25 protein-coding genes are annotated in these 25,403 nt (G+C 67.0%); 12 read left to right on the forward strand and 13 right to left on the reverse strand.

The genetic code is table 11. The features are described 5' to 3' along the window. Positions 1-53: 53 nt before the first annotated feature. Genes AB7O82_RS14180 through AB7O82_RS14195 form a run of 4 tightly spaced genes read left to right on the forward strand, consistent with a single transcriptional unit; the run spans position 54 to position 4,376 of the window. Positions 54-2,222 (forward strand): TonB-dependent receptor, encoded by a 2,169-nt coding sequence (locus AB7O82_RS14180; RefSeq protein WP_428619634.1) that lies wholly within the window; start codon positions 54-56, stop codon positions 2,220-2,222. After that, positions 2,222-3,403, forward strand: a complete 1,182-nt coding sequence (locus tag AB7O82_RS14185; RefSeq protein WP_428556310.1) for a sialidase family protein — start codon at positions 2,222-2,224, stop codon at positions 3,401-3,403. The genes AB7O82_RS14180 and AB7O82_RS14185 overlap by 1 nt, the downstream gene beginning before the upstream one ends. After that, the gene (locus tag AB7O82_RS14190) at positions 3,400-3,891 is read left to right on the forward strand and encodes a TlpA family protein disulfide reductase (RefSeq protein ID WP_428556308.1); all 492 of its coding nucleotides are present in this window, start codon (positions 3,400-3,402) and stop codon (positions 3,889-3,891) included. The genes AB7O82_RS14185 and AB7O82_RS14190 overlap by 4 nt, the downstream gene beginning before the upstream one ends. 11 nt (positions 3,892-3,902) lie before the next feature. After that, positions 3,903-4,376 carry a copper chaperone PCu(A)C gene (locus AB7O82_RS14195; RefSeq protein WP_428556305.1) on the forward strand — a complete coding sequence of 158 codons (474 nt, stop codon included), beginning with the start codon at positions 3,903-3,905 and terminating at the stop codon, positions 4,374-4,376. A gap of 101 nt (positions 4,377-4,477) precedes the next feature. On the opposite strand, the gene AB7O82_RS14200 is transcribed toward AB7O82_RS14195, so the two are convergent. The 5 genes from AB7O82_RS14200 to AB7O82_RS14220 all read right to left on the reverse strand — a co-directional run bounded on the left by AB7O82_RS14200 (position 4,478) and on the right by AB7O82_RS14220 (position 9,647). Further along, the gene (locus AB7O82_RS14200; protein ID WP_428619636.1) at positions 4,478-5,326 is read right to left on the reverse strand and encodes an SMP-30/gluconolactonase/LRE family protein; all 849 of its coding nucleotides are present in this window, start codon (positions 5,324-5,326) and stop codon (positions 4,478-4,480) included. 577 nt (positions 5,327-5,903) lie between these two features. Further along, positions 5,904-6,299: an MAPEG family protein gene (locus tag AB7O82_RS14205; protein ID WP_428552146.1), complete on the reverse strand. Its 396-nt coding sequence runs from the start codon at positions 6,297-6,299 to the stop codon at positions 5,904-5,906. Positions 6,300-6,319: 20 nt separating this feature from the next. After that, positions 6,320-6,958 carry a uracil phosphoribosyltransferase gene (gene upp / locus AB7O82_RS14210; protein ID WP_428552149.1) on the reverse strand — a complete coding sequence of 213 codons (639 nt, stop codon included), beginning with the start codon at positions 6,956-6,958 and terminating at the stop codon, positions 6,320-6,322. A gap of 16 nt (positions 6,959-6,974) precedes the next feature. After that, positions 6,975-8,120: a URC4/urg3 family protein gene (locus AB7O82_RS14215; protein WP_428619639.1), complete on the reverse strand. Its 1,146-nt coding sequence runs from the start codon at positions 8,118-8,120 to the stop codon at positions 6,975-6,977. A gap of 291 nt (positions 8,121-8,411) precedes the next feature. Next, positions 8,412-9,647 carry a GTP cyclohydrolase II gene (locus AB7O82_RS14220; protein ID WP_428552154.1) on the reverse strand — a complete coding sequence of 412 codons (1,236 nt, stop codon included), beginning with the start codon at positions 9,645-9,647 and terminating at the stop codon, positions 8,412-8,414. 217 nt (positions 9,648-9,864) lie between these two features. Between AB7O82_RS14220 and AB7O82_RS14225 the strand changes: the two genes are divergently transcribed. Beyond that, entirely contained in the window at positions 9,865-10,215 is a 351-nt protein-coding gene (locus AB7O82_RS14225) for a hypothetical protein (protein ID WP_428552157.1), read from the forward strand. Positions 10,216-10,695: 480 nt separating this feature from the next. Then, positions 10,696-11,760: an LLM class flavin-dependent oxidoreductase gene (locus AB7O82_RS14230; RefSeq protein WP_428552160.1), complete on the forward strand. Its 1,065-nt coding sequence runs from the start codon at positions 10,696-10,698 to the stop codon at positions 11,758-11,760. A gap of 9 nt (positions 11,761-11,769) precedes the next feature. Here AB7O82_RS14230 and AB7O82_RS14235 read toward each other — a convergent pair whose 3' ends face one another. The 3 genes from AB7O82_RS14235 to AB7O82_RS14245 form a co-directional block, all read right to left on the reverse strand. Next, positions 11,770-12,213: a DUF3617 domain-containing protein gene (locus tag AB7O82_RS14235; protein ID WP_428552162.1), complete on the reverse strand. Its 444-nt coding sequence runs from the start codon at positions 12,211-12,213 to the stop codon at positions 11,770-11,772. Positions 12,214-12,426: 213 nt separating this feature from the next. After that, a complete protein-coding gene (locus AB7O82_RS14240; RefSeq protein WP_428552165.1) occupies positions 12,427-13,200 on the reverse strand; it encodes a Crp/Fnr family transcriptional regulator in 774 nt (257 codons plus the stop codon). Between the two features lie 33 nt (positions 13,201-13,233). Continuing rightward, positions 13,234-13,596: an SH3 domain-containing protein gene (locus AB7O82_RS14245; protein WP_428552168.1), complete on the reverse strand. Its 363-nt coding sequence runs from the start codon at positions 13,594-13,596 to the stop codon at positions 13,234-13,236. Positions 13,597-14,141: 545 nt separating this feature from the next. On the opposite strand from AB7O82_RS14245, the gene AB7O82_RS14250 reads away from it, so the two are divergent. The 4 genes from AB7O82_RS14250 to AB7O82_RS14265 all read left to right on the forward strand — a co-directional run bounded on the left by AB7O82_RS14250 (position 14,142) and on the right by AB7O82_RS14265 (position 18,056). Next, positions 14,142-14,510 carry a hypothetical protein gene (locus AB7O82_RS14250; RefSeq protein WP_428552171.1) on the forward strand — a complete coding sequence of 123 codons (369 nt, stop codon included), beginning with the start codon at positions 14,142-14,144 and terminating at the stop codon, positions 14,508-14,510. Between the two features lie 260 nt (positions 14,511-14,770). Beyond that, the gene (locus AB7O82_RS14255) at positions 14,771-15,613 is read left to right on the forward strand and encodes an LLM class F420-dependent oxidoreductase (RefSeq protein ID WP_428619641.1); all 843 of its coding nucleotides are present in this window, start codon (positions 14,771-14,773) and stop codon (positions 15,611-15,613) included. Between the two features lie 11 nt (positions 15,614-15,624). After that, the gene (locus AB7O82_RS14260; protein ID WP_428551949.1) at positions 15,625-16,635 is read left to right on the forward strand and encodes a CobW family GTP-binding protein; all 1,011 of its coding nucleotides are present in this window, start codon (positions 15,625-15,627) and stop codon (positions 16,633-16,635) included. Next, on the forward strand, positions 16,635-18,056 hold the full coding sequence (locus AB7O82_RS14265; protein WP_428551946.1) for a dihydroorotase: 1,422 nt from the start codon (positions 16,635-16,637) through the stop codon (positions 18,054-18,056). Before AB7O82_RS14260 ends, AB7O82_RS14265 begins: the two co-directional genes overlap by 1 nt. 98 nt (positions 18,057-18,154) lie before the next feature. On the opposite strand, the gene AB7O82_RS14270 is transcribed toward AB7O82_RS14265, so the two are convergent. The 5 genes from AB7O82_RS14270 to AB7O82_RS14290 all read right to left on the reverse strand — a co-directional run bounded on the left by AB7O82_RS14270 (position 18,155) and on the right by AB7O82_RS14290 (position 23,771). After that, a complete protein-coding gene (locus tag AB7O82_RS14270; protein WP_428551944.1) occupies positions 18,155-18,823 on the reverse strand; it encodes a creatininase family protein in 669 nt (222 codons plus the stop codon). A 2-nt stretch (positions 18,824-18,825) separates the two neighbouring features. Then, complete coding sequence (locus tag AB7O82_RS14275; RefSeq protein WP_428551942.1) at positions 18,826-20,232, reverse strand: hypothetical protein; 1,407 nt, start codon at positions 20,230-20,232, stop codon at positions 18,826-18,828. A 346-nt stretch (positions 20,233-20,578) separates the two neighbouring features. Beyond that, positions 20,579-21,976, reverse strand: coding sequence for an amidase (locus AB7O82_RS14280; RefSeq protein WP_428551939.1), 1,398 nt, complete (start codon positions 21,974-21,976; stop codon positions 20,579-20,581). Then, positions 21,960-23,009 (reverse strand): AbrB family transcriptional regulator, encoded by a 1,050-nt coding sequence (locus AB7O82_RS14285; protein ID WP_428551936.1) that lies wholly within the window; start codon positions 23,007-23,009, stop codon positions 21,960-21,962. Before AB7O82_RS14285 ends, AB7O82_RS14280 begins: the two co-directional genes overlap by 17 nt. Then, positions 23,010-23,771, reverse strand: coding sequence for a competence/damage-inducible protein A (locus AB7O82_RS14290; RefSeq protein ID WP_428551934.1), 762 nt, complete (start codon positions 23,769-23,771; stop codon positions 23,010-23,012). A gap of 105 nt (positions 23,772-23,876) precedes the next feature. Here AB7O82_RS14290 and map point away from each other — a divergent pair, with 105 nt between their 5' ends. Then, on the forward strand, positions 23,877-24,758 hold the full coding sequence (map, locus tag AB7O82_RS14295; RefSeq protein WP_428551931.1) for a type I methionyl aminopeptidase: 882 nt from the start codon (positions 23,877-23,879) through the stop codon (positions 24,756-24,758). 5 nt (positions 24,759-24,763) lie between these two features. Then, on the forward strand, positions 24,764-25,403 hold a 640-nt coding region (locus AB7O82_RS14300), incomplete at its 3' end, for a UPF0758 domain-containing protein (protein ID WP_428551928.1).

A 25,403-nucleotide genomic window follows, 5' to 3' on the forward strand; every position in this document is an offset into this window, starting at 1 on the left:
GCCGCCGCGCGTGTTCACGCGCGGCATTCGTTTGTCAGTTGGGGAGAGTATTCATGTTTTCCATTCGGGTGGCGACGTGCGCCGCCCTGGGGGCACTGACCCTCATACCCGCGCTCGCCAGGGCGCAACAGCCGCCGCCTGCCGATCCCACTGCACCGGCCGTCGACCTGCCGCCCATCACCGTGACCGCCGGCCGCGGCTCGGCACTCGACAAGCTCGACGTCAGCACGACGCTGCTCACGCGAGAGCAGATCCAGGCCCTGCCCGAGACCGGCATCGACCAGATCGTGAACCGGATTCCCGGCGTTTGGCTGCCCAATATCCCGACCGGCCAGCTCCATCCGACAGCCCAGCCGGTCAACATTCGTGGCTTCGGCACCAGCACGACGATCAACACGCTGGTCATGGTCGACGGCGCGCCGATCAACGACCCCTATTTCCGCACCATCAACTGGAGCACCATCCCCAAGAACGCGGTCGAGCGCATCGAGGTCATTCGCGGCGGCGGCGCGACCAGCCTGTGGGGCAACATGGCGATGGGCGGCGTGATCAACATCGTCACCCGCGAACCGACGAAGGCGGGCGCCGCGGCCGACACCAGCTACGGCAGCTACAACACCGCCACCGCAGAAGTCGCCGGCAGCGTGATCGTCAACGACAAGGTCAAGGTCGGGGCGAGCTACAACCACGCCCAGAGCTCGGGCTACAACCTCACGCCGGCGCAGTACCGGAACATCAACCTGGTGCCGACGGCCTCCAAGGCCGACAATATCGCTGCCAGCGTCTTCCTGGCGCCGAGCGACAAGCTCAAGGTCTTCGCCAAGGCCTACTGGAACCAGACCTACGAGGATGGGCTGGTCTGGACCTTCGCCCACAACAACTGGTCGACCTACCGCCTGCTGCTGGGCGGCAGCTACCAGCTCGACGACAAGTCCTCGATCAACTTCAGCGGCTGGCTGAGCAGCGGCTCGTTCGGCACCATCAACGTGGGCAGCGGCGGCTACACGCTGAACAACACGAGCGCCCTCAACCAGTTCGTCAGCCAGATCGAGGCGGCCCCCAATGCCGATCAGGGCGGCTCGATCTTCTACGAGGCGAATTTCGGCCCCTTGCGCGACGTCAAGATCGGCGTCGATGCCCGCCGCACCCTGATCACCGACTACAACAATCTCTATGCCAGCGTGAGCGCCAACCCGACGACCTTCGTCGTCAACGGCGAGCATCGCCTGCAGGGCGTGTTCGGGCAGGGCACCTGGCGCTTCGGCGGGCTGCCGGTCGACGTCACGGTCGGCGTGCGCGGCGATTTCTGGCAGGCCATGAACGCCAGCGTGCTGACCACGAACTCCGGCACGCTCAACGTGGTGCCCAATGCCAGCGCATCGAGCTTCGATCCGAGGATCGGCCTGAAGTTCTATGCCAGCGACGAGCTGACCTTGCGCGGGGCGATCTACCGCAACTTCTCCGCACCCGGCATGAACCAGATGTATCGGGTCTTCGCCTCCGGCACAGGCTATACGACGATCAATCCCAACCTGCAGCCGATGACCAATTTCGGCCAGGAAGTCGGCTTCGACTTCGAATGGAAGGGCTTCACCCTCTCCGGGACCTACTTCAACAACAACCTCGACAACTTCATCGACCTCGTGACGGTCTGCAACACCAACCCCGTCTGCGCCGCGCCGTTCGTCTGGGCGGCGGGCCTCAGCCCGGCCTTCACGACGGTCCGCCAATACCAGAACATCGGCAACGCCATGTTCCAGGGTTTCGAGCTGATCGCCACCTGGCAGCCGTTGGAGCAGCTCCGGCTGATGGGCAGCTTCACCAACACCAACGCCCATCTCACCAGCTCGATCAATCCGACCCTGGTACGGACAGGCGTCCAGCTTGGCCAGGTGCCGACCTACATGTTCACGGCCGGCGTGGAATGGCGGCCGATCGAGACCCTGGTCATCACGGCGTCCATGAAGTCGTTCCCGCAGTATTGGAACGACACAGGTCACACGCAATTGAACGACGGCGCCACCCTGATCGACCTTGGCGTGCGCTGGTCGCCTGCCAAGGATGTCGACATCTATGGCAGTATCCAGAACCTGACGAACGTCCAGTATCTGGCCCAAGGATACTCGCTGACGTCGTTCGAGGGGTCGACCGTCAACCCCTCTTCTATCCCGCAGCTCGGCATGCCGCTGACGGCGATCGCAGGCTTGAGAGTGAGGTTCTGATGCGACTGTTGCTCGCGCTTCCAGCGCTTATCCTGTTCGGCTCTGCTGCCGTCGCACAGCATCAGCACGGCAGGCCGGGCAGCGCGCCCGAGGCGTTCACCGCTGCGCCGGCTTTCGCGCCGGACGGCACGCTCTGGTTGGCGCGGCCAATGGTCGACCGTGTCGTCGTGCAGCGTTCGATCGACCTCGGCAAGACCTTTTCCGCACCCGTGAGGGTGACGCCCGAGCCCATGAACCTCGACTGGGGACCCGATGCGCGCGCGCGCATCGCGGTCGATCCCAGGGGTGGCCTGATCGTCACTTTCGGCATCTTCCAGGACAAGAACTTCAATGGCCGCGCCTTCTTCACCCGCTCAGGCGACGACGGCGCCAACTTCTCCAAGCCCCGGCCGATCACGCCGGACACGACCAGCCAGCGCTTCGAGATCGCCGGCATCGATCCGGCCGGCCGGGTCTTCGCGACATGGCTCGACAAGCGCAACATTCCGCCCGCACGCGCCGCCGGCAAAGCCTACGCCGGCGCCGCCCTGGCCTACGCCTGGTCGGACGACGGCGCCACGTTCGGCAAGACGGACATCGCGCTCGACAACACCTGCGAATGTTGTCGGCTTGGCCTTGCCTTCGCCGGGCCAGGGCGTCCCGTGATCGCCTTCCGCAACGTCTTCTCCGGATCGGTGCGCGACCACGCCGTCGTCACCTTCAGGGATGCGACGACGCCCGGCCCGTTGCGTCGCGTAAGCACCGACGACTGGAAGATCGAGGCGTGCCCTCATCATGGCCCAAGCCTCGCCGTCGCCGCGGACGGATCTCAGCACGTCGCGTGGTTCACCGATGGCAAGGCGCGCAAGGGCCTGTTCTATGCCCGCGCCGAGTCGGCTGACTCGGCCTTCGGGCCGCCGCGCGCCCTCTCCTCGTCCGACCGCCAGCCGGCGCGGCCGTACCTGCTTGCCGTGGGCCGCGCCGTCTATCTGGTCTGGAAGGAATTTGACGGCAACAAGGTCGTCGTGCGCTGGCAGGTCTCCAACGACAGCGGTGTGACGTGGAGCAAGGGCCGCACGGTCGCCGAAACCGATGATGCCTCCGATCACCCGCTGCTGATCGGCCACGCCGGGCGAGCGTACCTGTCATGGCTCACCAAGGCGCAGGGATATCGCCTGATTCCGCTGGAGGACCAGCCATGAGACTGTCGATCCTGCTCGCCATTCTCCTGGCGATCGCGTCCTTCGCCAGCGCCGAACCGACCAGCCCGCTCGCCTTCGAGCGCGGCAGCTGGGCCAAACTGCGCGCCAGCCACGATGGCCAGCCGACCGTGATCCATTTCTGGGGTTTCACCTGCGGCCCCTGCCTGGTCGAGCTGCCGCACTGGGGCAAGCTGCGTCGGGAGCGGCCGGACTTGAAGCTCGTGCTGATCGCCGCCGATCCGCTGCCGCAGGATCCCGACCGCGTCGCGGCGACGCTGGACAAAGCGGGCCTCTCCGGCAGCGAAAGCTGGAGCTTCACCGATCGCTTCTACGAGCGGCTGCGCTACGAGATCGATCCGGCCTGGGCCGGTGAGCTGCCGCGCACCGTCATGATCGACGCCAAGGGCGAGGAAACCGTCCTGCCCGGCGTCGCCGATCTCGCCCAGGTTCGCGCCTGGCTCGACGCCCAACGCAACTCACGTCCCTGAGGAATTCTCCAATGTCGATCACTCGCACTGTGCTGGCCGGTCTCTTGAGCCTGCTTGCCGTCGCCGCCGAGGCCGCCGACTACAAGCTCGGCGCCATCGAAATTAAGCAGCCGTGGACCCGTGCAACGCCTCCCAGCGCACCAGCGGGCGGCGGTTATCTCGTCCTCACCAATACCGGCACGACGCCCGACCGCCTGGTCGCCGTCACCAGCCCCAGCGCCGGCAAGGTCGAGCTGCACGAGATGTCCATGGAGGGCAGCATCATGCGCATGCGCGAGCTGCCCAAGGGCGTCGAGCTCCCGCCCGGCGCCACGGTGACGCTGAAGCCGGGCGGGCTGCACCTCATGTTCATGGATCTGAAGGCGCCGTTCGCGAAGGACACCAAGGTGCCGGCGACTCTCGTGTTCGAGAAGGCCGGCAGCATTCCGGTCGAGCTCACCGTCGAAGCGATGGGCGCGTCCGCGCCCGGACAGCACGGGCGGTGATCCAAGTCAGCACTCTTGTCTTCCGGACCGCGAGCGTCTCGGTCGCTCATGATCATGAGCGACCGAGACGCTCGCGGTCCGGAAGAGCATGATTCTAACAATCACACGGCCACGCGCGCCGGGTGCAGAGGCAGTCCCGCGACATCGACCCTAGTGCGGAACACGCTGCCGCAATTCTCCGATGGCCCGCCGCGCGATCCGGTGACGACGTAGAGATCGCGCAGGTCATCGCCGCCAAAGCACAAGCTGGTGACCATCGGCAGGGGCACCGGCACATCGCGCCGATGGCTTCCGTCCGGGTTGAACACGACGACCCGGCCACCGTGAGCGTCGGCCACCCAAACCGAGCCGTCGCTTGCCACTTTGAGGCCGTCAGGAACACCGCCGGCCGCGAAGGTGGCGAAGGTCCGCCACGGGCCCACGCTGCCGTCCGCCTTGACGTCGTAGACCCGCACCAGGCCCGAGCGCGCGTCACAATGGTAGAGAAGCTTGCCGTCGGCCGAGAAGCCGAGGCCGTTGGTCAGCATGACGCCGTCCGACAGCGTACGCATCGAGCGATCGAGATCGATCACGTGCAGGTGGCCGGGCTTCGGCGGGTCGCCACCGAACACGCGAAAGGCGAGCGAGCCGACATAGACCCGGCCCGCCTGGTCGGTCGTGAGATCGTTGAAGCCGGTGGCACCGGGTATGGCATCCTGGGCCAGGAGCTGGTGCGTGGCGCCGTCGGCGCGACCGACAACCGCGATGTCGCGGCCGCCGACCACCAGCCCGCCCGCAGCGTGCAGCGCCATGCCGCCGATGCCGCGTCGCCTGGGCACCGCCACCGACACCTGGTCGGCACGGTCGAGCAGAAACACGCCGCCATTGATGACGTCGCTGAAATAGAGACCGCGAGACGGATCCCACACCGGCCCCTCGATGAGACCATAGCCCGTGGCGAGTTGCTGCATGCGCTCCTCCGCTGAACGCTGGTGATTGCCCGTCGTTCTGGATCACGGGTCGGCGCAGGGAAAGGCAAATCGGCCGCGACGTATCGAGGTGCGAGGCCGCTCGTCGATGGGCTGGGCTCATATCTCTTTCGCTGGGGGAGGTCATGGCTGGGAGCGCGCCACTCATAGGCGCTAACTTTACAGAAGACCTCACCCTGAGGAGTGGTCCGGAGGGCCCCGTCTCGAAGGGTCGGCAACAGACCGGGCGCTGCGACACCGCTTCTCCAGCGATCTCGTGTGTCGCCCATCCTTCGAGACGGCCGCTGCGCGGCCTCCTCAGAATGAGGACTTTGTTGGTCCGGCCAAAGTTAGCGCCTATGAGCGCGCCACTCCTGTGGCGCTCATAGGATGTGGGATCAACGAGAAGAGCGCCACAGGAGTGGCGCGCTCCCAGCGCATGAGATCATGGTCTTCCGGACCGCGAGCGTCTCGCTCGCTCAGAGTCATGGGCGACCGAGACGCTCGCGGTCCGGAAGACTCATGTCCCCTCCACGCCGTATGACGGGCACCTCCCCAGCGAAGCTGGGGAGGACAAGCGTCAGAGCGCCTGCAGCAGGGTCCAGGCGATCATCGCCATGCCGATCACCGCGATGAACCAGGCGATGGTGCGCAGCCAGGGAATGCCGATCAGGTAGATGATCGCGTAGGCAAGGCGGGCCCAGAAGAAGATCATGGCGCCCATCGCCGTCGTCGCATTGGCCTTGCCCGCGGCAGCCGCGATCAGAACCAGAGCGGCGAACAGCACCAGGTTCTCGATCATGTTGAGATGGGCCCGCTTGGCGCGGCCGGCCCAGCCGGTCATGTCGGGAAGGCCCTCGCGATTGCCGGCGAGGGTGTTCAGGCCGACCTGGCTGTTGGCTCCCGACGCGGCCACCAGCACCTGAACGAAGCACAGGATCGTGGAGAACAGGAGATACTTGAGATCCGGTGACATCCGTACTCCCCTTCTTGCTTCTACTTGGTCCCGAAAAGGCGGTCGCCCGCGTCTCCCAGGCCGGGGACAATATACCCGTGATCGTTGAGCTCTGCATCGACCGCCGCTGTGAATATCGGCACGTCGGGATGCACCTCGGCGAAGGCGTTGGCGCCCTGCACCGAGCCCAGCACGCAGATGAACTTGATCCGCCTGGCGCCGGTCTCCTTCAGCCGATCGACCGCGGCGATCGCCGAATGCGCGGTCGCCAGCATGGGATCGCAGACGATGACGTCGCGGTCGGAGATGTCCTGCGGGATCTTGAAGTAATATTCGACCGCCTGCAGCGTGCGCGGATCGCGATAGAGCCCGACATGGCCCATGCGGGCGAGCGGCACGAGATCGATGATGCCTTCCGCCAGCCCCAGTCCGGCGCGCAGGATCGGCACGACCACGAGCTTCTTGCCGTCGAGCAACGGTGCCTTCATCGCCGCGATCGGCGTCGTGATGTCGGTCTCGACCAGCGGCAGGTCGCGCGTGGCGTCATAGCCCAGCAGCAATCCGATCTCGCGCAGCAGACGGCGGAAGTTGGTGCTCGAGGTCTGGCGGTCGCGCATCTTGGTGAGCTTGTGCTGCACCAGCGGATGGCTGACGACGTGGACCGACTTCGGCAAGGACATGCAGCTCTCCCCTTCTTCAAAAGACCGTGCCATCGCTGGCGACGGTAATCGGCGGCCCGCCCCCCGGGCGCCGTTCGGCGGCGAGCGCGCGCCCGGCAAACCAGGTGCCGGCCTCCAAGACCTTGACCAGCGGCAGGCGCTCGGCGTCGAGGCCGAGATGACCGCGCACGTGGCCCGCGACGCGATCCAGCAGCGCCACCGTGAGCGCACGCCATTCGACGATCGGCTCGTCGCCGGGCGCGAACGTTTGCTGCAGCAGCGCCGCCTGCTTCGGCCGTAGCGCGCCGGCATCGACCAGCAATCCGCCGTTGCGATATTCGGGCAGGCCGGTCAGCCGATCCAGCTCGACGACCCTGAGGCCGGCGCCTTCGAGCGGCTCGACCAGCGAATAGGACAGCCACTGCGAAAGCTTGTGGAACGGCACCAGCCCGAGCGCCGGATGCGGCCAGACATCACCCATCGGGCGTGGCCAGATCGAGGAAAGCCGGTCGAGCACGGCCGCGAGAATCGATTCGGCCTTCAACTCCCCCCCAACGGCCAGGATGTCGAACAGGGCGCCGGGCCGGGCCAAGCCGGTGGCGCCGAGCTTTCGCAGCAGCTCGGCGCGCCCCTCGAGGCCGGTCAGAGGATTGTGCGCCCGCACCTGGAACCCGAATGCGATGTCGGCCGGCGTCAGCGTGGCCAGCCGTTCGGCATCGACGCGCAAGGGGTCGTCGCGATCGCGGCTGAAGGCGCCCGCGGCGAACATGTGGAAGCTCGCCACAGCCAGCCCTTCCGAGCGGGCGAAGGTCTCGCCGCTGCCGGGCTCGCGATAGGACCAGTCCGGTCCGGCGCCGGCGTCGAGCAGCACCGAGACCACGGCGAGATCGATGCGCCGCCGGGCGATCTCCTCGCGCGGCAAGGAAGCCAGCCGCGGGGCGAGCGCGGCCCAGCGGTCGCGCCCGCCGGCCTCGAAATGGCGCCAGCGCGAATGGAAGGGAATCGCCGCCGGATTGGAAAAGCGCCGGCGGGTGACGGCGAGCGTCGCCTGCACGGCCGATTCCAGCCCGTTGGGATCGACTGCGAACCAGGCCGAGCGACCATCCTCGGCGTACTTGAGCATACCTTCGGCGCGCTCGCGGATTGCCGCGGGCGTGCGCAGCCACGCAAGCGAGTCGCTCATGGCTGGGGATGCGCCACTAGCAAGAAACAAGGTCGCCGCCGGGAGCGCGCCACTGCGTGGCGCTCTTCTCGTTGATCACGCGACCCATGAGCGCCACGCAGTGGCGCGCTCCCGGCCATGAGTTTCATCCTTGAGGGTCGGCCAGCAGGCGGGTGGCAAACTCCAGTGGCGCGTCCTACCGCGGGCAGCCTGCCCTGAGCGTGTCGAAGTGTCCTGCCCGCCTCATGAGCGGGCCGGAGGCCCGCGGTCCGGAAGACCATGACGCGCCGCTCGAGCGGCGCGCCCCCGGCACTACTCATCGAGGCCCCGCCCCTTGGGCTTGATCAGGTCCGCGGTCGCCGGCTTGAGCAGCGTGAAGTAGCCGGCCGCCTTCTTGGCATCCATCTCGACCTGGGCGTCGGCCGGAATCAGGTCGTCGGGAATCGGCACCTGCTCGACGACGTCGACGCCCTGCTCGCGCAGGGCGTCCGACTTCATGTTGCTCATCGAGGCGAAGCGGTCGATGCGGGCGATGCCCAGCCAGTGGAACAGATCGGGCATCAGCTCCTGGAAACGCATGTCCTGCACGCCGGCCACGCATTCGGTGCGGTTGAAGTACTGCGCCGCCGAATCGCCGCCGGGCTGGCGCTTGCGCGCGTTGTAGACGAGGAACTTGGTCACCTCGCCCAGCGCCCGCCCCTCCTTGCGGTTGTAGATGACGACGCCGACGCCGCCCCGCTGGGCCATGTCGATGCAGATCTCGATGCCATGCGCCAGGTAGGGCCGGCAGGTGCAGATGTCGGAGCCGAACACGTCCGAGCCGTTGCATTCGTCGTGGAGGCGACAGGCAATCTTCGTCTCGGGCTTGCCGAGCTTCCCGACGTCGCCGAAGAAATAGATCGTGGCGCCGCCGATCGGCGGCAGGAACAGCTCGAGATCGGGCCGCGTCACCAGCTCGGTGTACATGCCGCCGGTGTGCTCGAAGAGAGTTCGGCGCAGATCGACTTCCTTGACGCCGAAGCGCTCGGCGATGCCGGGCAGCCACCACACCGGCTCGACCGCCGCCTTGGTCACCCGCACGTCGCCGTTCGGCATCAGGAGATCGTTGTCGGGTCGCAGGCGGCCGGCCGCGATCGCGTCCCTGATCTCGGGCATCTGGACGCGCGCCTTGGTGACCGCGATGGTTGGCCGGATATCCCAGCCGGCGGCGAGCTTGTCGGCGAAGACCTCGGCCACCATGTGGCCCCACGGATCGAGCGATACGATCTTCTTGGGATCGAACCAGCTCTCGAATGGGCCGATCGGCTCGGCGGGGGCGGTATTCGTGAAGTCCGGGCGATGGCTGGGCTTCAGCTCCTGGGCGGCGATGGCGAGCGCCCGGTAGATGCCGTAGCTGCCGGAATGGACGCCGATGGCGTTTCGCCGGGCGGGATCAGCCACCGTGCCGACGACAGGGCCCCGCACCTTGGGATCGCGCGCTCCCCAGACCACAGCAGGGGCCGCTTGGCCGCCCTGCGCCGGATGGGTGTTCAGTCTGATATGAGCCATATGCTTTCCGAGTGCCAAACGCCGGGAAAGCGAGGCATCTTAAGGTCTGAGCGTTAAGAAGGAAAGACGCCCCCAAGGGCCCCGGAGAGCAATGCCGCATAATGACAGAGATCAAATCAGACCGTCTCGCCCATGGGGCGGGCTGGCACTTATTGTCGCACTCATCGCAACCATTCCACCCCTGTCTGCGTTAGGGCAACCCACGAGTCTGCCGCCCATGTCGACGATCACCTTCGCCCCTGGCTCCTCGACGGCGACGGCCGGCGGCCAGGTTCAGCCGGGCGGTCGCGCGCTCTACTACGTGGCGGCGCAGGCCGGGCAGACCATGACGGTCTCGCTGAATCCCGCAGCTGGCCTCGCTTTTCAGGTCTATCGGCCGGACACGACCATCGCCCGGGCGGCGGACGGAACTCCTCTCATCACCGGCCGAACCCTGCCGGACGCCGGGTTCGGCGACAACGCGCAGGCTTGGATGGGCGCCCTCCCGACCACCGGCGATTACCTCATAGCGGTAGGTCCGACCGGGGTGGCGGGCGCCGTTTTCAGCCTGACCGTAACGCTACAGTAGATATGCATATTCGTATCCTCTTGCCTTCGCCATGCAACTACAGCACAATTGCTACCGTCAGCCGGCTGGGCAAGGAAGGGTACGTCTTGGGGCTTATCCGGGACTCGCCCGCGCTGACTGTGGAGAGAGTGGAGTGCCGGCATGTCTGGGGTGGACCGCCGGCATTTCCTTTTCCGGGCCCTGGCCCCGCCTCCAGACCCACAGACCAAGTATCTTTTCCGCAGAGCCGCTGTAATTTCATGAAGCGACGCCCATGGCTCATCCGGACCGTGGGCGTCTCGCCCGCTCATGAATCGAGCATGAGCGGGCGAGACGCCCGCGGTCCCCGGAAACCATGAGGGTCACATGAGCCACCGATCTCTTCCCCCCAATTCATCGCGAGTCGAAGACGAGAAGAGATCGTGGATACACACGAGGCGCCGGTTTCCCCGGCCGGCCATCCTGATGACACGGCTCCCAAGCGGCGTCTAAGCTAATGTAATGCAGTTCGGTTGGCTCACCCTTTCCATGTCGCCCTCGCCTGACGAGGACGGCGCGCGCATCGACCAGATCATCCAGCAGGTCTGTGCGGCGGAACGAATGGGCTTCTCCGACGTCTGGCTGACCGAGCACTATTTCACCGGCGAGAGCGTCTATAACGATTCACTGATGTTCGCGGCCGCGCTGGCCATGAAGACCGAGCGCATCCGCATCGGCTTCGCCGTGGTGCAGACGCCGTTCCATCATCCGGTACGTCTCGCCGTGCAGCTCGCGCTGCTCGACAATCTCAGCAAGGGCCGCATCGATGTCGGCATCGGCAAGGGCACGGTCTACAACGAGTACGAGTTCGTCGGCCATGGATTGCGCAGCCACGACAGCCGCGAGCGCATGGAGGAGGCGGTCGATATCCTCGAGCGCGCCTGGCGCGAGGCGCCGCTGACCTACGAGGGCAAGTTCCACAAGGTCCACATCCCGGCACTCAGGCCGCGCCCGGTGCAGCAGCCCGGCCCGCCGCTGTGGCGCAGCGTCATCTCGCCCGGCTCCTTCGCCGAGTGCGGTCGGCTGGGCGTGCCCATCCTCACGGCGCGCCTGCCAGTCAATCGCATCAAGGAGCGCTGGGCGACCTACGCCCAGGGCATCGAGGCCGGTGGCCACGACGAGAAGAAGCGGGCGCTCCTGCTGGCGCAGAGCGCCCTATGGCGGAACGTCTACGTCGCGCAGTCGAATGCCCAGGCCGAGGACGAGCTGGCCGCCCTGCTGGTCGAGACGCGCGCCCACATGATGCACGTGCGCGAGGCCTACAATCCGCACGATTTCCAGCCCGATCCGGCGACGCTCAACGCCTGGACCGATCCCGGAGTCAGCGACGACCAGGCCATCCCCTATGTTCTCGGCACCGGCTGTCTGTACGGCACGCCGGCGCGCGTGCGCGACCAGGTTGCCGAGTTGCGCGACGTCGGCGTGCAGCACCTGCTGTGCCAGACCGGCTTCGGCGCCATGAGCCACGAGCAGAACATGGCCTCGCTCAGCCGCTTCGGCGAGCAGGTGATGCCCGCCTTCATGTAGCGGTGGCCGTCAGCAGTCGCCGATCCGCTTGCCGCTCATCGCCGAGCTGCCCTTCAGCGTCGTGCCGGCTTGGTCCTTGATCAGGAGCTGGCCCAGGCCCTCGTAGCTGTCGGGCTTGTAGCTGATCTCCGCCGAAGCCGTGACGCTGGGCAGCGTCGCCGTCGCCGGGCACACCGTGGTCGCCTTGAAAAGGCCGGTTTGAGCCGGCGCCGGCCGGAAGGTACAGCCGTGCTTCGCGAACACGTCCGGGGCCGGGTAGAGCAGCCGCTCGAGCGTCGCTTCCCCACCCTTGATGCAGACCTTGCGCGACGTCATCGGCATCGGCTGGACGCCTTCCATCGTCGTCTTGTCCATCACCTCCCACAGGCCGGGCTGCAGCGCGGTCTGCGCCCGCCCTTCGTTCGCGACCACAGACAAGGCGACGACCGCCGCCGCGACGCTGATGATTTTCATCGATGCTCCATTCCGTGCGCGACCAGCATAGGGGCATCGAACACGACGCGCGACTCTCCCTCATGCTCTCCTCCATAGGTCCCACGAGCGCCATCGCAGTGGCGCGCTCCCAGCCACGAGATTTGCCTGATGCCCGGCCGGCCAAAGGACGCAGTGGAGGAAATGTCGGGGCTGGCAACAGCCCGCAGACTTCAGATCTGAAAGTTGGCCGGCCTAAAGGCCGGGAACACGCTGCCCACCGAGGTTGACGCCGTCGAAGTCTGCCAGGCGTGAGAGCGCCGGAATGTCGAGGCAGGTCAACCTCGCGCCTTGAAGCGAGATCAGGCCGTCTTCACGCAGCCGCCGAAGCGTCCGGTTGACATGCGGCACGCTCAGCCCGAGCGTGTCGGCGATGAGTTCCTGCGTCAATGGCAGGTCATAGGACCGCTCGTCGGCCAGCCCCGCGATTTGCATTCGGAACAGAAGCTCCAGCAGAAGGCGCACCACACGCTCGTAGGCCGACTGGCGTCCGACGCCCACCAGGTGCTCGGCAAAGAGTGCTGCCTCGTGTCCGGCAATCCAGAACATCGCCGCTCCCAGCCGGGGATGGCGACGGAAAAGCTCGAACATGGCATCGAACGACAGGGGGCAGACAACCACATCAGTTAGGCCAGATATGGAATACAGAGAGCTTTGAAACATGCATCCGGGCAGTCCGATCAGGTCTCCCGGCAAAAGAAGATTGAGCACATGGCGACGTCCGTCGTGCAGAACCTTGTAGCGGATGGCCATGCCCTGGCTGAGAACGTAGATGCAACGATAGGTCTGGCCGGCCCTGATGATGTCGGCACCTGCCCGCATCGGCACGAGTTCGGTCTGCACGTTCGCCAGGTACGTGCGTTCCTGCAGCGTGAGGTCGATGAATCGGGCGAGCTTGTCGCTCAGCGAAGTCATTTGCTGGGGCGCCGAAGCCGTCACCTGCCCCTCAATGAACACGAGCCGAGCCAACCGCCGCTGCTGCGGCAATGGAAGGTCACGAGGTCACCAGCCCCAGAGCAGCCGCCGCGCCACCCAGCCCCGCTTTCCTCCTTCGTGCTGCACCCTGACCCAGCCTTCCTTGCGTGTGAGAGTCTTCAGCACTTCACCGTAGGCAAGCTTTGCGATGATCCGACTGCGCGTCGTCGGCTGGCTGCGCATGTTCGCCACCGCGACCTTCACGATGTGATACGCCGTGCTGTTGGTGAGCGGCCGATAGATCCAACCACGGTCATTCTCGAAGTCGGTCACCTTGAGCCATTGCCCCTGACTTCCGACGACCTTGAGAGGATAGCCTCGGCCCACTATCCACTCGGCGGGGTGCTGCGTGCCGGGACCGGAGCGAAGATTCACTTCCTTGCCGGACACGCTCACCATCTGCTGCGCAACGACCTGCGAGGCGGCAAGCAGAAGGAGGGCTGGCAGAAGAGTGGTCAAACGCCGGAAAGGGCGAATCGTTCTCCCATTCAGGGAGAGCTGCGTGCTTGGCCTAGTGGGGGGCAGGTCGAATATCCTCGCGGTCCTTGAGGGGGAAAAGACGGGGCGGGACGTCGTTCTTGCTTCTTTTGGTCCAGGCAAACGCAAACCGCAAAGTAGGTCGGCTGAAACACCGGGACGAGACGATTGGCGGCCAGCGACTGCATGCGACACTACAATTGGCCCGAAACTTGTCAATAATGTGATTGCGTGGACGGTCGAACCAAACAAGCAACTGAAGAAGGCCGGAATTGTCGTCTCTCGAGGGGTGCAATCGAAGTGCCTCGAGCGTCGCGGGCAGTCACGAGTTGGCGACTCCGTCGGGTACTCTGCGGCCGAGGCGCACCTCGACTTGATCCATATCATAAATCCAGTTGAAGGCAGCCGCTTTCGTCACCTGGCACGGTTCGACCTTCTGAACAAAAAAAGAGGCGATCATGAACGCGAGCGTTCCCGATTGGTTGAGGCCGGCTGCGTGGGGTGGTGTCGTCGGAATCGTGGCAGTCGCAATTGTCGGCTTCGGAACGGGCTGGGTGATCACGAGCGGTTCCGCCGAGGAGATGGCCAAGAAGGAAGGGGAAAAGGCTGCCCTCGCTGCACTCACGCCGATCTGCGTGGCCCAGTTCAAGAAGCTCGCGCCCGCGCTTCGGACAACACAGCTCGCCGCCCTGAAGGACACGAGTTCCTGGCAACGAGGTGACTTCGTCGAGAAGCAGGGTTGGGCGACCATGCCCGGCAGCAAAGAGCCGGACGACGAGGTCGCTGCGGCCTGTGCGACGGAACTCATGAAGCTCGCGGCCAAGTAGGACAAAGACTTGTCACTCATGCGGTGACGACGAGCGAGCGTCGGTCTCGGTGGTTGCGGGTCCCGCGACCGCCGAGCCCAAGTCGCGCTCACGCTGCTTCCTTCTCGATCGTCGGGCGGAGCAACATCTCGGCCGAAATGCCGAGTTGCCGGATCGTCACATCAAGACGGACGGACTCGACCACATTTATTTTGAGAGTACACCCTCCCCTGGGCTGCCGCGGATCGGCTACCCTCTGCCGGCACGAGAGGGAGCACATCATGCGGATCGGCATCACGATGTTTGCGACGGACTACGCGATCCCGCCGCACGAACTTGCCATGGAGGCCGAGGCGCGCGGCTACGAATCGGTCTGGTTCCCGGAGCACAGCCACATCCCGACCAGCCGCAAGTCGCCATGGCCAGGCGGCGCCGAGCTGCCGAAATGGTATTACGACACCTATGACCCATTCCTCGCCATGGCCGCCGCCGCGGTGGTCACCAGGACCATCAAGCTCGGCACCGGGGTCTGCCTGGTGGTGCAGCGCGATCCGATCCATACCGCCAAGGAGGTCTCGACCATCGACCGGCTATCGAATGGTCGGCTGCTGTTCGGGATCGGCGGTGGCTGGAACGCCGAGGAGATGGCCGACCATGGCACGGCATTCGGCACGCGCTTCAAGCTGATGCGCGAGCGCATCGAGGCGATGAAGCAGATCTGGGCGCAGCCGAAGCCGAAATACGCGGGCGAGATGGTGAAGTTCGAGGAGATGATGCAATGGCCCAAGCCGGTGCAGAAGCCGCACCCGCCGATCATCGTCGGCGGCGGCTTCCCGCAGGGCGCGCGCCGCGCTGTGGCCTATGCGGACGGCTGGATGCCGATCGGCGGCCGCGGCGGCGATACGCTCGGCATGCTGCCGCCGTTCCGCGAGATGCTGAAGGAAGCCGGCCGCGCCGAGGCAGACGTACCGGTGACGCTGTTCGGCGTCGGCATGAATGGCGACGGACTGAAGCGCGCCCGCGATGCCGGCGTCGACCGGGTCGTCTTCGCCGTGCCACCCGAGGCCAAGGACAAGGTCCTGCCGCTTCTCGACAAGGGCGCCACCCTGATGCGCGAGGCCTGACCGGGCTTGCCGTGACCCCTCCTCTTGCCGGCCTGACGGAGGTTCCCTCCGAGCCGATTCCGCTCTCGTTGCTTACGGGCTTCCTGGGCAGCGGCAAGACGACGCTTCTCTCCAGGGTCCTCGCCGTCCCCGATCTCCGCGACACGGCCGTGCTGATCAGCGAGTTCGGCGCGGTCGCGCTGGACCATCTCCTTCTGGAGCAGACGACCGACGACGTGGTCGAGCTGCCCAACGGCTGCACGTGCTGCGCCGTGCGCCAGGGCCTCGCCGACTCGTTCTACCGCCTGCTGCGATCGCGCCAGGCGGCCGGCCGGGCACCGTTCCGGCGCATCGCGCTGGAGACCAGCGGCCTCGCCGATCCCGCGCCCACCCTCTACACGCTCTCGGCAGACGCCTTTCTCGAGGCCTCGCTGCGGCTCGACCGCGTCGTGACGACGATCGATGCGGTGCTGGGCGAGAGGACGCTCGAGCGCTATCGCGAAGCCACGGCACAGGCCGCGGTCGCCGATCTCCTGCTCCTGACCAAGACCGACATCGCCCCTGCCCCGGACAGCCTGGTGCAGCGTCTGGCATCGCTGAACCCGCTGGCGCCGATCGTCGCCGCCGGCGACGCCGATGCGGCCAACCTGCTGTTCGGCGGCGTTCCGAAGTCGCTGCCGCGGCCACGGCCGAGCGCGAGTGCGGTGCACGCGCACGGCATCCATGCGCTTTCGGTGCGACTCGGGCGCCCGATGAGTCGATTAGGCTTCGCCATGGCGCTGGGCAGGCTGGCGAACGACCACGGTGAGAAGCTCTTGCGGGTGAAAGGTCTCGTCGAATTCTCCGACCGGCCCGAGGGGCCGGCGGCGATCCACGCCGTGCAGCACACGCTTTATCCGCCGCGCTGGCTGGAGCGCTGGCCCGATGCCGACCACACCAGCCGCCTCGTCTTCATCGTGCGGGACCTCCAGCCGGAAGAGATCCTGCACCGGTTCGCCGACGGCGCGCCGGTATGTGTCGCCCCTCCGGCAGGAGTGACCTGATGCTCGACCTCGCCATCACTGGCGGCACGTGCGTGCTGCCGACCGGAACCCAGGCCGCCGATATCGGCGTGAAGGACGGATGCATCGTTCTGGTCGGCGGCGCCGGCAGCCTGCCGCAGGCGGCGCGCACCGTGTCGGCGGAGAACCGCCTGGTGATCCCGGGCGGCATCGATCCGCACATCCACTGCCTGATGCCGGTGCGCGCGCCGGGGCGGCCGGACGTGCTGACCGATCCGCCGTCGCAGGTCAGCAAGGCGGCCCTGCACGGCGGCACGACGACCTTGATCGACTTCGTGCAGTGCGTGCACGAGCGCACCGTCCAGGAATCGATCGCGCAGACCCAGGCCGCGTGGAAGGACGCCTGCTACTGCGACTACGGCTTCCACCTCACCTTGATGGGCGAGGTGCCGACGCCGCATTTCGGCCAGCTCGCCGATGCGATGCAGGACGGCCACGCCAGCATCAAGATCTTCACGACCAATATCCGGCCCGGCAACCTCGGCCGCATGGTGCCGCACGGCCACATCTGGGAGGCCCTGAAGGTGGTCGCGGCCCAGGGCGGCATCGCCTGCATCCATGCCGAGGACAACGACATCGTCATGTTCATGTACGAGAAGCTGGTGCGCGAGAACCGCGTCAGCTTCGAGCACATGGCCGAGGTTCACAATGCTCTGTCCGAGGAGCTGTCGTTCAACCGCGTGATCCGGCTGGCCGAGAACGTCGAGGGAGCCGCGCTTTACATGGTGCACGTCTCGGCGGCGACCGGCGTGGCGGCGCTTGCCCAGTCGCGGGCGCGCGGCTTCCCGATGTACGGCGAGACCCTGCACCAGTACCTCATGTACAACGCCGAGGACTACAAGCGGCCGGGCGGGCAGATGTTCCACACCTACCCGTCGCTGAAATTTCCCGAGGACCAGAAGCGCCTGTGGGAGGCGACCAATCGCGGCGCCATCCAGGTCATCGCCACCGACGAGCTGTGCTGCCCGCTGCGCGTCAAGCTGCAGGGCAGCCGCATCGACGACACCACGGGCGGCAACTCGGGCGTCGAGCCGCGCGTCGGCCTGATGTACACGCAGATGGTGACGAAGCGCGGCTACTCGGCCGAACATTTCGTCGACATGATCTCGAGCAACGCCGCGCGCATCATGGGCCTCTATCCGCGCAAGGGCGCGCTGGCAGTGGGCTCCGACGCCGATATCGTGCTGCTCGAGACCGGCCTCTCGAAGACGATCCGCGCCGCCGACCTGCACGAGACCGACTACACGCCCTGGGAGGGTCATGTGGTGACGGCGTGGCCCACCGTCACGATCAAGGGCGGCAACGTCGTGGTGGAGAACGGCGCCTTCCACGGCGACCTGCGCCACGGAAAATTCCTCAAGCGCAAGGTATCCGACGAGATCCGCAGCCGGCCGGCGGTTTGATCCGTTGCTGGGAGCGCGCCACTCCCGTGGCGCTCTTCTTGTCGATCCCACATCCCATGAGCGCCACAGGAGTGGCGCGCTCCCAGCAATGACTCCCCCTATGGCCACCGCTTGCCAATCGCCGCGACGATGTCGTCCACCCGTGCCGCCAGAAGGCGTTCGCCCTTGAAGGCAGTGGCGCGGGTCGGGTCGCCGGTGGCGCCGGTGCGTTCGAACGGGCCGTCGAGCGCCAGCTTGTCCATGCGCACGCTGCGCGGGTCGAGGGCCAGCATCACCGACGTCTCGCGCTCGTCGGCGTGACCGCCCTCCGGCACCTCGATCAGCCGCTCGGCGGCGGCACCCAGGCCGCGCATGTGCAGGACCAGGAGATCGTCGGCGCCGGTCGAGATCTCGTCGATCGGCTTCTCGGTTGACACGCCGGTATTCACTAGGACGATCCGGCTGACGCCGTGGCTGCGCAGATTGCCAATCAACTCCAACAGCAGCGCCTTGAAGGTTGCCGCCGACAAATGCTGGCTGCCGGCAAAGGAGGTGAAGGCCGGGTAGGAGCCGAAGCCCACGACCGGCGCCACGATCACGGGCAGGCGCTCGGCGAGGCGCTGGCCGAGCGCCCGTGCCGTCAGGGCGTCGGTCTTCAAGGGAAGGTGCGGGCCGTGCGCCTTGGCGGCGGCGCCGACCGGCACCACGACCACTACCCCGGCGTCGAAGCGCGCCTTGGCTTCGGGCCAGGTAAGGTCCTCCAGCCAGGCTCCGGTGTTCTCGGGCATGTTCAGCTCTGCCAGGGCAGCTTCACCGGCTTGGGCGGCCGGTTGCCCGGGACGATCATCTTGCGCCATGCCGCGCTCGGCGCGGAGTCGTCGAGGGCGATGCGGCCGCCGATCAGGCTGACGCCGAGTTCCTTCCAAAGGGCCGCGAGATCGAGCGGCCCGCCGCGGTTGAAATGGCGGTCGACCAGGGCGCTCATTGCCTGGGTGCCGGTGGCGCGATCGCACGCGGCGGCGTAGTCGCCGACCGAGGCGCGCCGCGCGCCATCGAGCCCACTCCACAGCACGCCGCCCAGGCAATCCTCCAGTCCCCTGGCGCCCTGGCTGGCGCGCCGGATGGCGAGATCGGCGAGCAGCATGAAGGTGGCGCCGCCCCAGTAATTCTCGCGACCCGATGCATTGGCGAGACCGGACGCGAAGGCCGGCACACCTTTCGGCATGTTGTCGACCCACTCACGCCACACCTCCTCCTCCGTCTTCCACCCGGCGCGAGCGCGGATGATCGGCTCGACATAGGTGGCGGCGCCCTCCATGAACCAGCTGCCGCGGCCGCGGATGAACGGCATGCCGGTGTGCACCAGCTCGTGAGTCAGCACCCAGTCGCCGAACAGGCGATGGCGATCGACCTCGTTGCCGATCTCGACCATCACGGTGACGCCGCCGCCGGGTACGGAGCGGCCATAGCCGACGCCGCGCCGGTCGGGCATCGGCACCAGGCCGACCAGCGCCTGCCGCGCCGTGAAGCCCTGCCAGTAGTTCGCCTGCGCCTGGGCCGTGCGCTCGACCCAATCCAGGACATCGGCGCGGCTGCCCTCGGCGACGCCGTCGAGCAGGGCGACGCGCAACACGCCCCGCGATGCGGGCTGGCCAGGCCGCAGCGATCCGGGCGCCGGCACCGCAAGCTCGCGATAGGTCAGCCGGCCGAGCGCGGTGTAGCCGGCGAAGCGCACGGTGGTGCCGGCGAGCCGCCAAGCGTCGCCGACCTTGGGCAGGCCTGCCGCGAACGCGAGCCCAGGCTCGGCATTGATGCGGATATCGATGACCGGCGGACGGTCGTAGCCACGCGGCTCGAGCAGCCAGCTGCCCAGCGTCGCGAGCACGCCGTTGCCGCGCTGCACGGCGAGCGATGTCGACTGGACGGTGCCGGTAAAGTCGGACAGGTCGAAGTGGTAGCGCGCCTCGGCGATGCCATTGCCCTGCTCGACCCTGAGGCCGCCGACGTACGGCGCGGCGCGCGCCTCGCCCATCTCGAAGGCGAGCGACTGCGCCGCGCGACAGCGATAGGTGACCTCGAGGCCGAGGCCACCGCGTTCGCTCAGCTGGACGTCGACCGTGCAGTCGGGCGCGGCGACCGGCTGCGCCAGGACCGGCGAGACGGCGAGCAGGGCGGCAAGGAGCGTTCGGCGGAACATTACCGACGCTACCACGTGCCGGCGCGGGGCCCACGAACCTGGTCGTTCACGTTTTGCGGCGCATTGGGGGACGCGCCGTCAGCGCACTACCTTGGTGAAGCAATCACTTTTTCATTGCCCTTCCCGTCTTGCGGGTCAGGGCATTCGCACATGGCAAAAAGTGCCGTCATTCCGACCGGAGCCGAGCTTAGCGAGGCGTAGTGGGGGGAGCTTTCTTGTTGCAGCATCAGCAAGAAAGGTCCCTCGACTGCGCCGCCCTTTGGGCGGCTCCGCTCGGGATGACGGCACTTTTTTGCCATGTGCGAATGCCCTGAGTCTCACGGGGGAGGCCAATGACAAGAGAGCGCTACACCGTCGCCGGCGGCTCCGGCCATTTCTTCTGCGCACCGCGCGCCGATTCGAACCAGCGTGCCAGGCGCATCACGCCGAGGTCGTCGAAGCGGCGGCCGGCGATCTGGACGCCGATCGGCTTGCCCTCCGCGGTGTGGCCACAATTGATCGACGCGGCCGGCTGCTCGCTCATGTTGTAGGGCATGGTGAAGGAGATGTGCTCGAGCGGCCGATTGACGTCATTGGTCGGCGTCTCCCATTCGGCGGGGAAAGTCGGCACAGGCGACACCGGCGACAGGACATAGTCGAAGCCGTGGGTCGCTTTGATCGCGGCGGCGCGGATCGCCATGTAGTTGTTGACGGTGCGAATCACCGTCGCCCCCGAGACATCGGCGCCGCCGCGGCACCAGTCGGCGATGAAGGGCAGCACACTCGCCTGCCGGGCGTGGCTCAGGCCCGAGAAATCGACCCAGCTGCGCACCCGCCAGAACAGGTCCTGCAGATGGAGCATCTCGGGCGACAGGAAGGGCGCCACCGGCTCGATCGCGGCGCCGGCGTCGGCGAACAGCGTCGCCGCCGCTTCGACCGCCGCCTTGACCTCTGCCTCGACCGGGAGGCCCGAGCCGGCATCGAGATGCAGGCCGATCCTGAGGCCCTTGGGCTCCAGGGGATCCGCCCTCCAGTCGAGGCTCGCCGGCGGCAGGCTCATGTGGTCGCGCCAGTCGGCCTTGGACAGCTCCGCCATCAGCAGCGCCGAATCGGCCACGGTCCGGGTCATCGGCCCGACGACACGGCCGAAGTACGGCGGGTCGACCGGGACGCGGCCGAGGCTGGGCTTCAAGGTGAAGATGCCGTTCCAGGTCGCCGGCAGGCGCACCGAGCCGCCGATGTCGGTGCCGAGATGCAGCGGACCGTAGCCTGCGGCCGCACCGGCGCCGGCGCCGGCGCTCGAGCCGCCGGGGTTCCAGGCGAGGTTCCAGGGATTGCGCGTCAGTGGATGGAACGAACTCCTGCCCGACGACAGCATGCCGAAGTCGGGCATCGTGGTCTTGGCCAGGATCACCGCCCCCGCCTCGCGCACCCGGGCCGCCGCCGGCGCATCGGCCGCGGCCGGGACGAGCTGGGTCGCCGCCGTGCCGAGCGGCACCGGCACGCCCTTGGTGGCGATGTTCTCCTTGATGGTGATCGGCACGCCGTCCAGGGCGCCCATCGGCTCCCCCCTCCGCCAGCGCTGCTCGGAGGCCTTGGCCTGCTTGCGAGCCCCGTCGAAGTCCGGCGCGTAGAGCGCCTTCAGTTTCGGCTCCCAGGCCTCGATGCGGGCAATCACGGCGTCGATTGCCTCGACGGGCGACAGCTTGCGGGATTTGTAGGCGGCCAGCAGGTCGACCGCGGCCATGTCATGGATGTTCGTCATTCGGAGACCTTAGCCGTTGGGCGATGAAGCGCGTCAAGATGGGCGCGAGAAACAGCACCGCGATCATGCGCACGGTTTGCATTGCCATGACGAACGAGACGTCGACGTTGGTCGAGGCCGCGATGATGGCGATAGAATCGGAACCGCCCGGGCTGGTCGCGAGATAGGCGGTCAAGGGATCGATACCGGCGCCATAGACCAGCATGGCCGCCACCCCGGCGCACAGCGCAATCAGCGCCAGGGTAGCGCCAATGATGCGCGGCAAGGCGCGCGCGGCGTGGACCAGCAGCGGCCGCGTGAAGCGCAGTCCCACGTTCCAGCCGACCAGCGTATAGCTGATCGCCATCAACCAGGCCGGCAGCTCGATGGTCATCAGGCCGAAATGCGTCAGCACGATGCCGCCGATCATCGGCACCAGGAAGGCACCGGCAGGAATGCGCAGCCACTTGGCAACCAGCGGGCCGACGATGGCGAGCGCCAGGGTTTCACCGAGAGCCAGCCAGTCGGGCCTGGGAAACCACACGATCTCGATGTCACCATGAGCGACGCTGACGCCGAACAGCTTGGCGACCAGGGCCGCGACGCCGGCCACCATCACGACCCGCAGGTACTGCATGAGGGCGACCAGCCGGATATCGGCGCCATAGGACTCGGCCATGATGGTCATGACCGAGGCGGCGCCCGGGCTCATGCCCCACAGCCCGGTCGTCCCGGGCAGCAGCTGCAGGCGGGTCATCAGCCAGCCGAGGAAGCTCGAAACGGCAACGACGAACAGCACGGCGGCCGTGAACATCTGCCAGTGCGCCGCGATGTCGCCCATGATCGACAGCGGCACCATCTTGGCGATCAGGCAACCGATCAGGCCCTGGGCCAGCACGAACGGCGTCAGGGGGAAGCGCACGCGACCGCCGGCGGCGGCGACCACGATGGCGGCGATCAGTGGCCCCAGCATCAGGGCGGCCGGCGCGTGGAGCCAGAATAGCAGGGCGCCGAGCGCGGCGGAAAGACCGATCAGCGCCGACCAGACCAACACCTACTGGGTGAACTCCTCGGCCTCGCCGTTCATGGTCCGGATGGTCGCCATCAGCTCGGCCGAGGCGATTTCGAGCCGCGCCGCATCGATGCCGCGCAGCACCAGCGAAACGCTGGGCTTGCCGTTGCGGAAGGCCGGGTAGCTGCCGATGTCGAGATCCGCGTAACGCTGCTGCAGGGCGCCCAGCGGCTCGGCGATGACGCCCTCCGGCAGGTTGGTACGCACGGTTCGCGAGAGCATGGGCTCGCCGCCCACCAGCCGGTGCTTCATCGACTGGAACATCGCCTCGGCGACCTTGGGGATGCCGGCGAAGGTGAAGACGTTCTCCATCTGGAAGCCGGGCGCCACCGACACCGGGTTGTCGACCAGGGTGCCGCCATGCGGCACCCGCGCCATGCGCCGTCGCGCCGGCGTGAACAGTGCCGGGTCGCCGTAGTGCCGCGCCATGCGGGCCACCGCCTCGGGATGCTCGGAAATGCCGACGCCGAACGCCTTGGCGATCGAATCGGCGGTGATGTCGTCGTGCGTCGGGCCGATCCCGCCGGTGGTGAACACGTAGTCGAACCTGGCGCGCACCTCGTTGATGGTGGCGACGATCGTGGCCTCGATGTCGGGGATGACACGGCACTCCATCACCCGCACGCCCAGCACGCCGAGTTCGGTGGCGAGGTACTGGATGTTGGAATCCCGGGTCCGGCCGCTCAGGATCTCGTTGCCGATGACCACGATGCAGGCGGTGACGGTCTTTGCCGGCGGCGACATGCGACTCTCTTTTTCCTTTTCTTTCAGGACACTAGCGGAGGGCGGCCAGCCGGCCAAGCGGTCCACGGCCTTGTTACTGCCGATATCGCATGCCAAATATGGGCCATGAGCAGCCCCCGCGATATCATCGACGACAGCGCCGACTACTGGCGGCGCGACGAGCGCACGATCAAGCTCCACGGACCGGACGGGTTCGAGGGCATGCGGCGCGCCGGCCGGCTGGCCGCCGAGACGCTCGACTTCATCACGCCTCACGTCCAGCCCGGCATCACCACCCTCGAGCTGGACCGGCTGTGCCACGAGTACATCCTGGACAATAAGGCGATCCCGGCGCCACTCGGCTACCGCGGCTATCCCAAGTCGATCTGCACCTCGATCAACCATGTGGTCTGCCACGGCATCCCGTCCGACAAGCGCCTGCAGAACGGCGACATCGTCAACATTGACGTCACCGTGATCCTCGACGGCTGGTACGGCGACACAAGCCGCATGTTCTTCGCCGGCGAGGTCGGGGTGAAGGCGCGCAAGCTGTGCGACGTCACCTACGAGGCGATGATGCGCGGCATTGCCGCGGCGCGGCCGGGCGGCCATGTCGGCGATATCGGCTTTGCCATCCAGAGCTATGTCGAGGCGCAGCGCTTCTCCGTGGTGCGCGACTTCTCGGGCCACGGCCTTGGCCGCATCTTCCACGATGCGCCCAACATCCTGCACTACGGCAAGCGGGGCACCGGGCCGGTGCTGAAGCCCGGCATGTTCTTCACCGTCGAGCCGATGGTGAATGCCGGCACCTGGCAGGTGAAGATCCTGAGCGACGGCTGGACGGCGGTGACGCGCGACAAGCAGCTGTCGGCCCAGTTCGAGCATTCGGTCGGCATCACCGAGACCGGCGTCGAGTTCTTCACCCTCTCGCCACGCGAGCTAGCCAAGCCTCCCTACGATCTCGGCGCCGACAAGCCCGCCGAGCAGCCGCAGCCCGCGACGGCCTGAGCCGCATGGCGCGGCGCAAGGCGGAGGCCGAAGACCCGGCCTTCATGGTCGGCTCCGTCGGCGCCGCCAGCGACGATGCGCTGCTCTCCCTGCTCGACGCAGGCCTGCGCCTGCAGTCGGCCGGCGACGCCCGCTGGAAGGTGAGCGGCAACACGCTGCCCAACCGAGACCTGCTGCGCGGCGCCGGCGGCAGCTGGAACAAGCTTGACCAGTGCTGGGAGTTCGCCGGCGAGGACCCGACGGTCCGGCTCGCCGCTGCCCTGATCGCAGCGCCACCGGCGCCCGGCCACAACAGCGGCGTGACGGAGACGCCACCCAAGCCGCATTATCACGGCCATCGCCAGCGTGTGCGCGAGCGCGTGCTGGCGGCCGGCGTCGAAGCGCTCGCCGACTACGAGCTGCTGGAGCTGCTGCTGTTCTATTCGATCCAGCGTATCGACACCAAGCCGCTGGCCAAGCGCCTGCTCGAGCGCTTCGGCACCCTGGGCGACGTGTTCGCAGCCGAGCCCCAGCAGCTCAAGGAGTTCGACATCGACCAGCGCACTCTGGTGCAGTTCAAGGCGCTGCGCGAGGTCGCCCGCCGAATGGCCGAGCGCAAGGTCAAGCACATGCCGGTGCTGACCAACTGGCAGCAGCTGATCGACT

The sequence above is a fragment of the Reyranella sp. genome, assembly GCF_050185545.1.
Classification (GTDB): Bacteria; Pseudomonadota; Alphaproteobacteria; order Reyranellales; family Reyranellaceae; genus Reyranella.

Coding starts and splice junctions, on each gene's coding strand:
- AB7O82_RS14190 (WP_428556308.1), top strand. CDS start 3,400: ATGAGACTGTCGATCCTGCTCGCCATTCTCCTGGCGATCGCGTCCTTC.
- AB7O82_RS14265 (WP_428551946.1), top strand. CDS start 16,635: ATGCTCGACCTCGCCATCACTGGCGGCACGTGCGTGCTGCCGACCGGA.
- AB7O82_RS14230 (WP_428552160.1), top strand. CDS start 10,696: ATGCAGTTCGGTTGGCTCACCCTTTCCATGTCGCCCTCGCCTGACGAG.
- AB7O82_RS14215 (WP_428619639.1), bottom strand. CDS start 8,120: ATGAGCGACTCGCTTGCGTGGCTGCGCACGCCCGCGGCAATCCGCGAG.
- AB7O82_RS14270 (WP_428551944.1), bottom strand. CDS start 18,823: ATGCCCGAGAACACCGGAGCCTGGCTGGAGGACCTTACCTGGCCCGAA.
- AB7O82_RS14255 (WP_428619641.1), top strand. CDS start 14,771: ATGCGGATCGGCATCACGATGTTTGCGACGGACTACGCGATCCCGCCG.
- AB7O82_RS14290 (WP_428551934.1), bottom strand. CDS start 23,771: ATGTCGCCGCCGGCAAAGACCGTCACCGCCTGCATCGTGGTCATCGGC.
- upp (WP_428552149.1), bottom strand. CDS start 6,958: ATGTCCTTGCCGAAGTCGGTCCACGTCGTCAGCCATCCGCTGGTGCAG.
- AB7O82_RS14195 (WP_428556305.1), top strand. CDS start 3,903: ATGTCGATCACTCGCACTGTGCTGGCCGGTCTCTTGAGCCTGCTTGCC.
- AB7O82_RS14220 (WP_428552154.1), bottom strand. CDS start 9,647: ATGGCTCATATCAGACTGAACACCCATCCGGCGCAGGGCGGCCAAGCG.
- AB7O82_RS14200 (WP_428619636.1), bottom strand. CDS start 5,326: ATGCAGCAACTCGCCACGGGCTATGGTCTCATCGAGGGGCCGGTGTGG.
- map (WP_428551931.1), top strand. CDS start 23,877: ATGAGCAGCCCCCGCGATATCATCGACGACAGCGCCGACTACTGGCGG.
- AB7O82_RS14180 (WP_428619634.1), top strand. CDS start 54: ATGTTTTCCATTCGGGTGGCGACGTGCGCCGCCCTGGGGGCACTGACC.
- AB7O82_RS14280 (WP_428551939.1), bottom strand. CDS start 21,976: ATGACGAACATCCATGACATGGCCGCGGTCGACCTGCTGGCCGCCTAC.
- AB7O82_RS14275 (WP_428551942.1), bottom strand. CDS start 20,232: ATGTTCCGCCGAACGCTCCTTGCCGCCCTGCTCGCCGTCTCGCCGGTC.
- AB7O82_RS14185 (WP_428556310.1), top strand. CDS start 2,222: ATGCGACTGTTGCTCGCGCTTCCAGCGCTTATCCTGTTCGGCTCTGCT.
- AB7O82_RS14205 (WP_428552146.1), bottom strand. CDS start 6,299: ATGTCACCGGATCTCAAGTATCTCCTGTTCTCCACGATCCTGTGCTTC.
- AB7O82_RS14225 (WP_428552157.1), top strand. CDS start 9,865: ATGTCGACGATCACCTTCGCCCCTGGCTCCTCGACGGCGACGGCCGGC.
- AB7O82_RS14235 (WP_428552162.1), bottom strand. CDS start 12,213: ATGAAAATCATCAGCGTCGCGGCGGCGGTCGTCGCCTTGTCTGTGGTC.
- AB7O82_RS14250 (WP_428552171.1), top strand. CDS start 14,142: ATGAACGCGAGCGTTCCCGATTGGTTGAGGCCGGCTGCGTGGGGTGGT.